Genomic DNA, 12,484 nt, shown 5'->3' on the forward strand with positions numbered 1-12,484 from the left:
AGGACCGGCGCGACGATACCGAAGGTGTACCTGCGGTCCGAATCGGGCGTCAGCCGTCGGCGTGCTTCCCGTCGTCGGGGACCGATATCGGTAGCTCAGGAGTGAGCCATAGGTCACTCTTCGACTACCGATATCGGTTGGAGCCCGTCCCACGACCAGCGCGGGACGGCCAGCCCGTCGGGCACGTCGTCGGCGGTGCGGTGGAAGCGGTTCATGGAGTGGTGCGTGGACCAGGCGAAGTAGTCGTGCAGCACGTCGCGCACCTCGCCGCCGAGCCCGACGTCGTCGAGCGCCTGGTCGAAGCAGGCGACGGCCCGGCGGTCCATCTCCTCGTGCGGGCCGTTGCCGCTGTGCAGGCGGACGACCTCGGTCTCGGAGGAGATCTCGGTCGAGAATCGGGCGGGCCCGCCGAGCGCCTCGGCCCAGTACGCCGCCAGCCGGGCGCTGTGGTCGGGGTGGAAGCCGTGGCTGAACGCGTGCGCGACGACCTCGTCGGCCAGGACGCGCTCGTGCCACGCGTGCGCGAGCCGGAGCAGGCCCTGGTCTCCCCCGGCGGCGTCGTACACGCTCTGCATGGGGTCAGACTCGCACAGGGTCAGCGCACCAGACGGTCGAGCAGGTGGTCGAGCTGGCGGGCCGGGTCGTCGGTGGTGCCGCCGTGCACCGGGCCGGGCTGCACGACCGTCGACCGGGGAGCCTTGACGAACCCGAACCGTGTGCCCATCGGGGCGCGACCGGCCTCGCCGGCGCTCTCGTCGCCCCGGCAGACCGCCTCGATCGCCCGCAGCGCGGAAGCGACCGCCTCTGCGTCGACCTCGGGGGCCAGCGCGGCGAGGCGCTCGCGGTTGACGTGGCAGCGCGCCTCCAGGAAGTCGGCGGCCTGGCAGTAGAGCACGACGCCGACGTTGACGAACTCCTCGCGGTCGACGCGCGGCACGCACCGGAGCACGACGTACTGGAAGCCCATGCGCTGGGGGCTCATGCGGCCTCCACGACGGGCAGCCAGGCGCGGTCGCCCTCGACCCGCGCGAGCAGGAACTCGACGTAGGCCGCGCGCAGGGCGTCCGGGGTCTCCGCGCCCGGGACCGGCTCGAGCCACACGTCGGGCACGAGCCCGGCCACCTCCACCAGCAGGTCGCGGGTGACGCGTGGGGCGAGGTCGGCGTCGACCGCCGGCACGCCACGGCGGTACGTCGCCAGCACGTGGTCGGACGCGTCGTACGGCTGCGCCGCGAAGCGGGCCGGCGAGCCGACGCCCCCGGACCAGCCGTGGTGGAAGTACAGGCAGGCGCCGTGGTCGATCGCCCACACGTCGCGGTGCCACACGAGCAGGTTGGGGTTGCGCCAGGAGCGGTCGACGTTGGCGCACAGCGCGTCGAGCCAGAGGATCCGGGCGGCGACCTCCGGGTCGGGCGTGCAGGCGGAGTCGTAGCCGAAGGAGCCGGGCAGGAAGTCGACGCCGAGGTTGGGCCCGATGCTGGCGGTCAGCAGGTCCTGGACCTCCTCGTCGGCCTCGTACTTCCCGATCGCCGCGTCGAGGTCGACCACGACGAGCTCCGGCGTGGCGATGTCCAGGCGGCGGGCGAGCTCCCCGACCAGCACCTCGGCGACCAGCACCTTGGCGCCCTGCCCGGCGCCGCGGAACTTGCAGACGTAGGTTCCCAGGTCGTCGGCCTCGACGATGCCGGGCAGCGAGCCGCCCTCGCGCAGCGGCGCGACGTACCGCGTGGCGGAGACGGTGCGGATCACGGTTCGCTCCTCGAGGACGCGGTGACGAGGTGGTGGACGTACGCCAGCTTGTCGACCACCGGCGCACTCAGCACGAAAGGATAGAGATCGCCCTGGCCCATCGACCGGTTCATCTGGTTGAGCGCCCGGGTGAGCGGCAGCCAGGTGTCGAGGACGACCTCGGCGAACGGCCGCTCGGCGACCCGGGGGTCGCCGGTGAGCCCGTGCGCGTGGGCGGTCTCGAGGCCGTCGCGGACGTGCAGCACGTGGGCGAACGTCTCGGCGAAGTCCTCGAACGGGTGCATCGTCGCGTACGCCGACACGTAGCGCTCCGGCCAGTCCACCGGCGGACCGTCGGCGTAGTGCCGGTCCACCGCCTCCTGGTAGTCGGCCGTCTCGTCGCCGAACAGGTCGCGGGCGGCGGCGCGGGTCGCGTCGTCGGCGACGAGCAGCATCTCGTAGTAGTGGCCGATCTCGTGACGCAGGTGGCCGAGCATCGTGCGGTACGCCTCGCCCATCTCGAGCCGCACGCGTTCGCGGTGCACGTCGTCGCTCTCGGCCAGGTCGATCGTCACGACGCCGTCGGCGTGCCCGGTGACGACGTGCTCCTCGACGCTCGAGAGCAGGTCGAACGCGAGGCCCCGGCCCTGCGCGTCCCGGGGCGCGACCGGCAGGCCCAGCGCATCGAGCTCGGCGACGAGGCGGCGCTTGGCCTGCTCGGCGACGTAGTACTGCGGGAGCCCGACGACGTCGTGGTCGGCGGGCCTGGTCCGGGTCAGGGCGCAGCAGTCACAGAGGCCGGGGGTCGCGACGATCCAGTTGCAGCCGTTGAGCGTGCGCTGCGAGCAGCGGGTGTCGTCGTCGGGCACGACCGTGATCCGCTGCTCGGCGCGCGACCAGCCCAGCGGGGAGTCGCACGACAGGCAGATGGTGTTGTCGAAGTACACCTGCTCGCCGCAGGTGTCACAGGAGAAGGCACGCACCCGTCAGACGTCCTGCTCCAGCAGGCGCTTGCGCTCGGTGGCGACGTCGAAGTCGGCGGCCGGCCAGCCGAGGTCGAACGACGCCAGGGTTTCGTGCAGCAGGGCGGCGACCGCCCAGTTCCTGTACCACTTGCGGTCGGCGGGGACGACGTGCCAGGGCGCGGCCTCGGTGTTGCAGCGCTCGAGGGCGATCTCGTAGGCCTGCTCGTAGTCCGGCCAGAGTGCGCGCTCGTCGATGTCGCCGGGGTTGTACTTCCAGTGCTTCTCGGGGTTCTCGAGCCGTTCGAGCAGCCGCGCCTTCTGCTCCTCCGCGGACACGTGGAGCATGCACTTCACGACGGTGGTGCCGGTGTCGCCGAGCAGCTTCTCGATCGTGTTGATCGCGTCGTACCGACGCTCGATCTCGGCGTCGTCGGCGAGCCCGCGCACCCGGGCGATGAGCACGTCCTCGTAGTGCGAGCGGTCGAAGATGCCGATCATCCCGACCTCCGGCAGCTCGCGCTCGATGCGCCACAGGAAGTCGTGGCCGCGCTCCTCGTCCGTGGGAGCCTTGAACGCCTTGATGTGCACGCCCTGCGGGTCGAACAGCCCGACGGCGTGCCGCATGACACCGCCCTTGCCGGAGGTGTCCATGCCCTGCAGAACCAACAGGATCCGGCGGTTGCCACCGGACCGGCCGTCGGCGAAGAGGCGCTCCTGGAGGTCGGCGAGCGGGTCCGCCAGCGCCGCGAGGGCCGCCTTGCCGTCGTCCTTGTCGCCGTCGAAGCCGGGCGTGCCCTTGGCGTCGTAGCTCGAGAGGTCGACGGGGCCCGGCGGCACCCGCAGCGCGTCGGCGATCGTCATGCCGGCGATCATGCCACCCGCGAGATGGTCAGACGCGACGGATCTTGCCGGACTTGCCCGACAGGCTGGGGCCGGTGCTGCCGGCGATGTCGCGGTACGACGCGCGGTTGCCGTCGCCCTTCTCCCAGTAGTTGCCTCCGCCGGAGACGACCTTGATCCAGCGGGGCGCCGAGAGGCAGCGTCGGGGGACGCTGACCTTCACGACGTTCTTGGAGAAGCTGACCTTCTCGTGGATGCCGCCGCAGCGGCGGCCGGCGAGGTAGCCGGTGCTGCCGCGGCTGTCGCCGTCCTTGGCGAAGACGATGCGGTAGTGCCTGCCCTCGTTGGTCTTGACCTTGGTCTGGGTGACGACGCCCTCGGCCTTGCTCGACAGGTCGAGGAAGGTGGTCTTGACGACGACGCGACGGGCGGAGTGCTTGACCTTGACCGCCACGATGTCGGCGTTGACGGCCGAGCCCGCCGGCGAGAAGCCGGTGACCTTGCCGTGGCTGATCTCCTCCTGCCAGCTGTCCCCAGTGCCGTCGCCGATGGTGAGCGACCCGGCGTGGGCGGTGGCGGGTGCGAGCAGCGCTGCGGCGACGGTGGTCGTCGCGACGAGCGCGCGCGTGGGCAGGCTGAAGCGCTTGGACATGGTGGTCCCCCGGTTCCCGAGATGAACGCCCCGATGGCGTCCGGTGCCCGAAGACTAGAGGTCGGTGCCCTCGCGAGCCAGGGCCACGAGCCGCGAGACGGCACGGAAGTACTTCTTGCGGTAGCCGCCCTCGAGCAGCGGCGGCGCGAACAGCTCGTCGAACGAGACGCCGCTCGCGACGACCGGCAGGTCCCGGTCGTACATCCGGTCGGCGAGCACGACCAGTCGGAGCGCGACGCTCTGGTCGTCGACCGTCCGGACGTCGTCGAGGCAGACCACCGCGACGCCGTCGAGGAGCGCGCCGTACTTCGACGGATGGACCTGCGCGAGGTGGCGGTGGAGGTCGACGAAGTGGTCGTGGCTCGCGCCGGGCTGCTTCGCCGCCGCGGCGACGTCGCCGTCGCTGCGCGGACCGGGTGCCTCGGGCAGCCCGCGGTGCCGGTAGTCCTCGCCGTCGATGCGCACCGACCGGAAGTGCGCCGACAGGCCCTGGATCTCGCGCAGGAAGTCGGCGGTGGCGAACCGTCCCTCGCCGAGCTTGCCGGGCAACGTGTTGGAGGTCGCCATCAGCCGCACGCCGGCGTCGCGCAGGTGCCGCAGCAGGGTGGAGACCAGGACGGTGTCGCCGGGGTCGTCGAGCTCGAACTCGTCGACGCAGACCAGCCGGTACGCCGACAGGGCCTCGACCGCTGCATGGAAGCCGAGCGCGCCGACGAGGTGGGTCAGCTCGACGAAGGTGGCGAAGAGCTTCGGCCCCGGCGCGGCGTGCCAGGTGGACGCCAGCAGGTGGGTCTTGCCGACGCCGTACCCGCCGTCGAGGTAGACGCCGCCGTCGCCGTCGGGCTCCGCGCCCTGCCGGGACCACCAGCGCCGTGGTCTCGACGGGGTCGACCACCCGGACAGCCAGTCCCGCAGCACCTCCACGGCCTCCGCCTGCGACGGCTGGTCGGGGTCGGGCTCGTAGGAGTCGAACGACACGTCCGCGAACCGCGGCGGCGGGACGAGCTCGGCGAGCAGCCGGTCCTTGGGGACCGACGGGTCGCGCTCGGTCAGTCGGATCGGCCCGTCGCTCACCGGTGCATCGTAGACAGCGCCCCGGCAGGGGTCTCGACAGGCTCGACCGGCCGGGACGCCGACTAGGGTGCTGACGTGCGCCTGCCCGTGATGCCCCCGGTCCAGCCGATGCTCGCCAAGTCCGTGAAGGGCATCCCCGACCCGGACAAGCACGGCGGGCTCTCGTTCGAGCCCAAGTGGGACGGGTTCCGGTGCCTGGTCTTCCGCGACGGTGACGAGGTGGTGCTGGCCAGCCGCAACACCAAGCCGCTGACCCGCTACTTCCCCGAGGTGGTCGAGGCCCTGAAGGCGAACCTCCCTGAGCGGATCGTGCTCGACGGCGAGATCTTCGTCGCGATCGGCGACCGTCTGGAGTTCGAGAAGCTGCAGGAGCGCATCCACCCCGCCGACTCGCGGGTCCGGATGCTGGCCGAGGCGACACCCGCCGACTACGTCGCCTTCGACCTGCTGGCGGTCGGTGACGAGTCGTACCTCGACCGGCCGTTCGCGGAGCGGCGGGCTCGGCTCGAGACCGAGCTCGCCGACGTCCGGTCGCCGATCCACCTCACCCGGACGACGACCGACCCGGCCGAGGCCGAGGAGTGGTTCGACGCCTTCGAGGGGGCGGGCCTCGACGGCGTCGTCGCCAAGCCGCTCGGGGCGACGTACCAGCCGAACGCCCGCACCATGCTCAAGATCAAGCACGAGCGCACCGCCGACGTCGTGCTCGCCGGCTTCCGCCACCACAAGACCTCCACCCCCGAACGGCCGCTGCTCGGCTCGATGCTGCTCGGGCTGTACGACGACGAGGGGAACCTGCAGCACATCGGCGTCTCCGCCTCGTTCACCGAGAAGCGCCGCGCCGAGCTGTTCGAGGAGCTCCAGCCGCTGGTCGTCGAGGACCTCGCCGACCATCCCTGGGGCCGGTGGCAGGAGTGGGCGATCGCCAACCCCGACCGGGTGCCGGGCACGCAGAGCCGCTGGAGCCAGGGCAAGGACCTGTCCTTCGTGGCGCTGCGACCCGAGCGCGTGCTCGAGGTGGGCTACGACCACATGGAGGGCTCGCGCTTCCGGCACACTGCGCAGTTCAAGCGCTGGCGTCCCGACCGCGACCCGGAGTCGTGCGGCTACGCCCAGCTCGACGAACCCGTCTCCTACGACCTCGACGACGTCCTCGGAAACCCGGACCGGAAGGCCTAGGCTCGTCTCATGGGTGAGACCTACGACGTGGTGCTCCTGGTGGAGCAGCCCCTCTCCTTCCAGGACGCTCGACAGGTGCGGAGTCTGCACAACGACGACGACTTCGACGACCCGGTGCGGTACCACGTGCTGCTCCCGGTCGAGGACGCCGCGGCCCGTGTCGAGTCGGCCCTCGGGTCGATCGCGGCCAGCGAGGTGCTGGCGACCCCGGCGATGGTCATGGACAGCGAGAACCTCGAGGCGATGCAGCGCGAGCTGCTCGACCAGGCGCGCGACGACGTGGGCGACTGCGTCGACCGGCTGGGCGCCGACGGCTGCAACGTCATCGGCGAGGTCGTCACCGCGGACCCGATCGACGCGCTCGCGACCAAGGTCAAGGAGGTCGACGCGGCCGAGGTGATCATCCTGACCCGGCCCCACGTGGTGTCGGAGTTCTTCCACCTCGACTGGTCGTCGCGTGCGCGTCGCAAGCTCGGGGTCCCGGTCCTGCACCTGCTCGAGCACGAGAACTTCGACGAGCAGGCCGGCGGCGGCGAGGGCGTCAGCGGCTTCTGACCGCCCAGGCCCGGCCCGGGGCTACTCCCCCGTCGGACCGCCCGCGAGCTCGACGGCCACGTCGAGGTGACCCGCGTGCCGGGCGTACTCCTGGAGCACGTGGAAGCAGATCCAGCCCAGCGTCGCCGGCTCCTGGTCGCCGAACCGCGGACCGGGCGGCGCCTGCCGGTCGAGCGGCGTTCCCTCCAGCACGGCGGTCGTCCGCGCGCCCACCTCGCGCAGCATTGCGGCGAGGTCGTCGTACGTCACGTCCTCCGGGACTTGCCACCGGTCGTCGACCGCGTCACCCCAGGGGTCCGGGACGTCCTCGCCGAGGAAGCCCCACACGAACCAGCGCCGCTCCATGTGCGCGAGGTGGGTGAGCATCTCCAGCGGCGTCCACCCCGACGGCAACCGCGTCGTGCGGCGCTCGGCCTCGTCGAGGACCGCGACCTTGTGCAGCACGGTGGCGCGGTACCAGTCGAGGTAGAGCGCGAACAACGTCGCCGCGTCGCCGGTGTGCGCGCGGGGCTCGGGGAAGGGCGGGTGCGGCTCGGTCACGTGCCCTCGATCCGGTTGCCGTGCTCGTCCCAGTGCGCGGCGACCTTCTTGCTCGGCTGCACGCGCGGCGGCTCGCCCGGCATCTTCGGGTAGTCCGGCGGGTAGTTGAGCTCGCCGAGCCCGGCGGCCACCTGCTCCTCCCACAGGTCGAGCAGCGGCTGCAGCGAGCACTGCACGTCGTCGATCGCGGCCATCGCGTCGCCCTGGTCGCGCAGCCGGTCGGGCACGGTGAACAGGTTGAACCGCGCCGGGTCGCCGACCTCCGGCAGCTCGTCCCAGTGCACCGGGGTGGACACGGGCGCGCCGGGCTTCGGCCGCAGGGAGTACGCCGACGCGATGGTCCGGTCGCGGGAGTTCTGGTTGTAGTCGACGAAGATCCGCTCGCCGCGCTCCTCCTTCCACCACGCGGTGGTGACCTCCGGGGTGCGCCGCTCGAGCTCGCGGCCGAACGCGATCGCCGCGTGCCGGACGTCGACGAAGTCCCAGCGCGGCTCGATCCGCACGTAGACGTGCACGCCCCGGTTGCCGCTGGTCTTCGGGAAGCCGACCAGGCCCAGGTCGTCGATCAGCTCCCGGGCGACCAGAGCGACGCGCGCCGCGTCGGTGAAGTCCGTGCCGGGCTGCGGGTCGAGGTCGATGCGCAGCTCGTCGGGGTGCTCGTTGTCGTCCCGGCGGCACGGCCAGGGGTGGAACGTGATCGCACCCATCTGCGCCGCCCACGCCGGCACGGCCACCTCGGTCGGGCACATCTCCTCGGCGGTGCGGCCGGAGGGGAACGTCACCGTCGCGCTCTCGACGTACTCGGGCGCGCCCTTCATCATCCGCTTCTGGTAGAACGCGTCGGCGTCCCGGTCGGCGTACCCGGTGGCGAGCTTCATGCCCTCGCGCACGCCCTTGGGCCAGCGCTCCAGGGCGGTCGGCCGGTCGCGGAGCGCGCGCATGATGCCGTCCTCGACGGCGGCGTAGTACTCCACCACCTGGAGCTTGCTGACCTCGGCGGTGTGCTCGGTGGCCTCGTAGATGACCCGGTCGGGGCTGGAGACGCGCACCGGGCGCCCTCCGGCGTCGACCTCGGCCGCGGGTGTCGCCATGGCGCCATCCAAGCACCCACCTCGGAGGGTTGCCCCGGTTCGTAGGCTGGAGGCATGGCTTACCAGGTCAGCAAGACCGACGACGAGTGGCGCGAGGAGCTCTCCCCCGACGAGTTCGCCGTCCTGCGCCGGGCCGGCACCGAGCGGCCCTTCACCGGGAAGTACACCGACGAGAAGACCGTTGGCGTCTACAGGTGCCGCGCGTGCCAGAGCGAGCTGTTCCGCTCCGAGACGAAGTTCGACTCGCACTGCGGCTGGCCGTCGTTCTACGCGCCGCTGGCCGAGGACCGCGTCGAGTACATCGAGGACAGCTCGATGGGAATGAAGCGCGTCGAGGTGCGCTGCGGGAACTGCGGGTCGCACCTGGGGCACGTGTTCGAGGGCGAGGGCTACGGCACCCCGACCGACCAGCGCTACTGCATCAACTCGATCAGCCTCACCCTCGAGCCGTCCGATCCGCGATGATCGGGGCGTGACAGCACCCAGCCCCGACCTCGTCGAGCTCGCGCACGCCTACGGCGTCGCCACGGACTACTACGACTGGAAGGGCCGTCACGTCCGGGTCGACGACGGCACCGTCCGCGACGTGCTCGGGGCCATGGGCGTCGACGCCGCCGACCCGAAGGCCGCGCTGCACCGCCGCTGGGAGGAGCCGTGGCGCCGGATGCTGCCGGCCTGCGTCGTGTCCACCCAGGGCGACGGCCGCTGGTTCTGGGTGCACGTGCCCGACGGCGCGCCCGTGCAGGTGTGGATCGACCTCGAGCAGGGCGGTCGCCGCCACGACGTCGCGCAGCAGGCGCACTGGGTGCCGTCACGCGAGGTCGACGGCGCGTACGTCGGCGAGGCGACGTTCGCGGTGCCGACCGACCTGCCGCTCGGCTACCACACGCTGCGGGCCCGCTCCGGCGACGTCGAGTCCGCCGCTCCCCTGATCGTCACGCCCGGCTGGCTCGGCCTGCCCGACCGGCTCGCGCGGCGGCACTCCTGGGGGTTCGCCGCGCAGCTCTACAGCGTCCGGTCCCGCGAGTCGTGGGGCGTCGGCGACCTCGCCGACCTCGCCGACCTCGGCGTCTGGTCCGCGGGGCTCGGCGCCGACTACCTGCTGGTCAACCCGCTGCACGCCGCGGAGCCGGCGGCGCCGATGGAGCCGTCGCCGTACCTCCCGAGCTCGCGGCGGTTCTTCAACCCGCTCTACCTGCGGGTCGAGCGCGTCCCGGAGTACGCCGACCTCGACACGGCCCGGCGGCGGCGGGTGGACACGCTCGCGGCGGAGGTGCACGCGGCGCTCGACGACGCCGACGTGATCGACCGCGACACCGCGTGGACCGCCAAGCGCGAGGCGCTGCGCATCGTGCACGCCGTCCCGCGCACGGCCGGTCGCGAGCTCGACCTGGCCGCGTTCCGGCGCCGCGAGGGCGAGGCGCTGCGGCACTTCGCCACCTGGAGCGTGATCGGGCAGGAGCACGGGCTCGACTACCGCGACTGGCCCGCCTCGCTCCAGGACGTGCACTCCCCGGAGGTCGCGGCGTTCGCCGAGGCGCACGAGGACGAGGTCCGGTTCGTCGAGTGGCTGCAGTGGGTGCTCGACGAGCAGCTCCAGTCGGCCCAGGCGAAGGCCGTGTCGGCCGGCATGGCGCTGGGCACCATGCACGACCTCGCGGTCGGCGTGCACTGCGGCGGCGCGGACGCGTGGCGGCTGCGCTCGACGTACGCCCGCGGCATCACCGTCGGCGCTCCCCCGGACCCGTTCAACCAGCAGGGCCAGGAGTGGGGCCAGCCGCCGTGGCAGCCGCCCGCGCTGGAGGCGCTCGGCTACGCGCCGTTCCGGGACATGATCCGCGCCGTGCTGCGGCACGCCGGTGGCGTACGGGTCGACCACATCATCGGCCTGTTCCGGCTGTGGTGGGTGCCCGAGGGCCGCACCCCCGACCAGGGCACCTACGTCCGCTACGACCACGAGGCGATGATCGGCGTGCTCGCGCTCGAGGCGGCCCGCGCCGGCGCCGTGGTCGTGGGCGAGGACCTCGGCGTCGTCGAGCCGTCCGCGCGCGACTACCTCAGGGCGCGCGGCATCCTCGGCACCTCGATCCTGTGGTTCGAGGGCGACGACGACGGCGGCCCCCTCCCGGCCGAGCGCTGGCGCGAGCTGTGCCTGGCCTCGGTGACGACCCACGACCTGCCGCCGACGGCCGGCTTCCTCGCCGGCGACCACGTGCGGCTGCGCGACCGGCTGGGCCTGCTCACCCGGCCGCTGGCCGAGGAGGTGGCCGCCGACGACGCCGAGCGCGAGGCCTGGCTCGGCGAGGTGCGCTCGCGCGGGCTGCTCCCCGAGGGCGCGGACGTCGAGGAGACCGTGCTGGCGCTGCACCGCTACCTGCGGCTCACCCCGTCGCGGCTGCGCTGCGTCGCGCTGACCGACGCCGTCGGCGACCGCCGGACGCAGAACCAGCCGGGCACCATCGACGAGTACCCCAACTGGCGGGTGCCGCTGTCGGGCCCCGACGAGAAGCCGCTGCTGCTCGAGGACGTGCTGTCCTCGTCACGGGCGGCCGCGCTCGCCGATGCGGTCGCGGACGAGGACGTGGCTCAGCCCAGCGCGCCGTCGTAGTCGGGCAGGTCGAACGCCCGCTCGTAGTTGCGCCGGCCGGCGAAGTCGGTGTCGAGGTTGCCGACGTTGGCGACCAGCGTGAAGCCCAGGTCGACCCACTGCTGCCGGCAGCGCACCTTGCCGTGCACGAGACCCTCGCCGGCCCGGCGCAGGCAGACCCCGCCGACGGTGTAGCCGGCGTTCTCCAGCATCCGCCGGGCGTACGCCGCGCGGCCGGCGCCGGCCTTGCGGCCGCTGCTGAACACGAGCGTGACGCCCTGGGCGCGGGCGTGCTCGGTGAACCGCAGCACCCGCTTCACGGGCGCGCCGCGGTCGTAGTAGGTCGCCAGCGACGTGTTGTCGATGTCGAGGTTGATCGCGAGCCGGGCGCCGTCACCGGCCTGCGCGACCCGGTCGTCGACGTACGCCCACGACCCCTGCATCACGGTGTCGACGTCGGCCAGCCAGGTGGCCTTCGACGGCGGCTCCGCCGCGTGGGCGGGCGCAGCCGGGACCAGCAGGACCGCGGCGAGCAGCCCGAGCAGCGCGCGGCGCATCAGGGCAGCTCCATGACGAGCTCGGTAGGCGTGCGGCGGCGTCCGGTGTAGAACGGCACCTCCTCGCGCACGTGGCGGCGCGTCTCGGACCCGCGCAGGTGGCGCATCAGGTCGACGATGCGGTGCAGCTCGTCGGCCTCGAAGGCCAGCAGCCACTCGTAGTCCCCGAGCGCGAACGACGCCACGGTGTTGGCCCGGACGTCGGGGTAGTCACGCGCCATCTGGCCGTGCTCGGCGAGCAGCCGCCGCCGCTCGGAGTCCTCGAGGAGGTACCACTCGTAGGACCGCACGAACGGGTAGACGCAGACGTAGGACCGTGGCTCCTCGTCGGCCAGGAACGCCGGGATGTGGCTCTTGTTGAACTCCGCCGGACGGTGCAGCGCCATCTGCGACCACACCGGGTCGAACCGCGCGCCGAACGCCGTGCGACGGAAGCGGTGGTAGGCGTCCTGCAGCTGGTCGGAGGACTCCGCGTGCCACCAGACCATCAGGTCGGCGTCGGCGCGCAGGCCGGCGACGTCGTACAGGCCACGGATCCGGACGTCCTCGGCCGCCAGCGTCTCGACCAGCTTCTCGAGCTCGTTGGCCTCGGCCGCGCGGTCGGCGTCGCCGAGGACGTCGCGCAGCTTGAAGACCGACCACATGGTGTAGCGGATCGTGGCGTTGAGGTCCTTCGCCACCTTGCCCTGCTGCGGTCGCTTCGCGGTCTCGGTCAT

At 72.4% G+C, this 12,484-nt stretch carries 15 protein-coding genes; 4 read left to right on the forward strand and 11 right to left on the reverse strand.

Going from position 1 to position 12,484, the window contains the following annotated elements; genetic code table 11:
- Positions 1-113 precede the first annotated feature (113 nt).
- Genes ETU37_RS14725 through zapE form a run of 7 tightly spaced genes read right to left on the reverse strand, consistent with a single transcriptional unit; the run spans position 114 to position 5,259 of the window.
- On the reverse strand, positions 114-575 hold the full coding sequence (locus tag ETU37_RS14725; protein WP_129988103.1) for a group II truncated hemoglobin: 462 nt from the start codon (positions 573-575) through the stop codon (positions 114-116).
- Between the two features lie 20 nt (positions 576-595).
- Complete coding sequence (locus ETU37_RS14730) at positions 596-982, reverse strand: DUF3037 domain-containing protein (protein ID WP_129988104.1); 387 nt, start codon at positions 980-982, stop codon at positions 596-598.
- Entirely contained in the window at positions 979-1,749 is a 771-nt protein-coding gene (locus ETU37_RS14735; protein ID WP_129988105.1) for a HipA family kinase, read from the reverse strand. Before ETU37_RS14735 ends, ETU37_RS14730 begins: the two co-directional genes overlap by 4 nt.
- On the reverse strand, positions 1,746-2,711 hold the full coding sequence (locus tag ETU37_RS14740; RefSeq protein WP_129988106.1) for a zinc-binding metallopeptidase family protein: 966 nt from the start codon (positions 2,709-2,711) through the stop codon (positions 1,746-1,748). Before ETU37_RS14740 ends, ETU37_RS14735 begins: the two co-directional genes overlap by 4 nt.
- A gap of 3 nt (positions 2,712-2,714) precedes the next feature.
- Complete coding sequence (locus tag ETU37_RS14745; RefSeq protein ID WP_129988107.1) at positions 2,715-3,554, reverse strand: PPK2 family polyphosphate kinase; 840 nt, start codon at positions 3,552-3,554, stop codon at positions 2,715-2,717.
- A gap of 28 nt (positions 3,555-3,582) precedes the next feature.
- On the reverse strand, positions 3,583-4,185 hold the full coding sequence (locus tag ETU37_RS14750) for a hypothetical protein (protein WP_129988108.1): 603 nt from the start codon (positions 4,183-4,185) through the stop codon (positions 3,583-3,585).
- Between the two features lie 54 nt (positions 4,186-4,239).
- Positions 4,240-5,259: a cell division protein ZapE gene (zapE, locus tag ETU37_RS14755; protein ID WP_206053956.1), complete on the reverse strand. Its 1,020-nt coding sequence runs from the start codon at positions 5,257-5,259 to the stop codon at positions 4,240-4,242.
- A 75-nt stretch (positions 5,260-5,334) separates the two neighbouring features.
- On the opposite strand from zapE, the gene ETU37_RS14760 reads away from it, so the two are divergent.
- Both ETU37_RS14760 and ETU37_RS14765 read left to right on the forward strand, forming a co-directional pair.
- A complete protein-coding gene (locus ETU37_RS14760) occupies positions 5,335-6,438 on the forward strand; it encodes an ATP-dependent DNA ligase (RefSeq protein WP_129988109.1) in 1,104 nt (367 codons plus the stop codon).
- Positions 6,439-6,447: 9 nt separating this feature from the next.
- Entirely contained in the window at positions 6,448-6,993 is a 546-nt protein-coding gene (locus tag ETU37_RS14765; RefSeq protein ID WP_129988110.1) for a hypothetical protein, read from the forward strand.
- Between the two features lie 21 nt (positions 6,994-7,014).
- Here the strand turns inward: ETU37_RS14765 and ETU37_RS14770 are convergent, their stop codons facing one another.
- Together ETU37_RS14770 and ETU37_RS14775 are read right to left on the reverse strand one after the other, a co-directional pair.
- A complete protein-coding gene (locus tag ETU37_RS14770; protein ID WP_240755750.1) occupies positions 7,015-7,533 on the reverse strand; it encodes a mycothiol transferase in 519 nt (172 codons plus the stop codon).
- Entirely contained in the window at positions 7,530-8,624 is a 1,095-nt protein-coding gene (locus ETU37_RS14775; protein ID WP_129988111.1) for a DNA polymerase domain-containing protein, read from the reverse strand. The genes ETU37_RS14770 and ETU37_RS14775 overlap by 4 nt, the downstream gene beginning before the upstream one ends.
- A 54-nt stretch (positions 8,625-8,678) precedes the next feature.
- Here ETU37_RS14775 and msrB point away from each other — a divergent pair, with 54 nt between their 5' ends.
- Positions 8,679-9,089 (forward strand): peptide-methionine (R)-S-oxide reductase MsrB, encoded by a 411-nt coding sequence (gene msrB / locus ETU37_RS14780; RefSeq protein ID WP_129988112.1) that lies wholly within the window; start codon positions 8,679-8,681, stop codon positions 9,087-9,089.
- 7 nt (positions 9,090-9,096) lie between these two features.
- Positions 9,097-11,232 (forward strand): 4-alpha-glucanotransferase, encoded by a 2,136-nt coding sequence (gene malQ / locus ETU37_RS14785; RefSeq protein WP_129988113.1) that lies wholly within the window; start codon positions 9,097-9,099, stop codon positions 11,230-11,232.
- On the opposite strand, the gene ETU37_RS14790 is transcribed toward malQ, so the two are convergent.
- Positions 11,211-11,768 carry an HAD family acid phosphatase gene (locus ETU37_RS14790; protein WP_129988114.1) on the reverse strand — a complete coding sequence of 186 codons (558 nt, stop codon included), beginning with the start codon at positions 11,766-11,768 and terminating at the stop codon, positions 11,211-11,213. The two genes, malQ and ETU37_RS14790, sit on opposite strands and share 22 nt — an antisense overlap.
- On the reverse strand, positions 11,768-12,484 hold the full coding sequence (hemQ, locus tag ETU37_RS14795) for a hydrogen peroxide-dependent heme synthase (RefSeq protein WP_129988115.1): 717 nt from the start codon (positions 12,482-12,484) through the stop codon (positions 11,768-11,770). Before hemQ ends, ETU37_RS14790 begins: the two co-directional genes overlap by 1 nt.

This window comes from Nocardioides iriomotensis (assembly GCF_004168035.1).
Taxonomy (GTDB): Bacteria; Actinomycetota; Actinomycetes; order Propionibacteriales; family Nocardioidaceae; genus Nocardioides_B; species Nocardioides_B iriomotensis.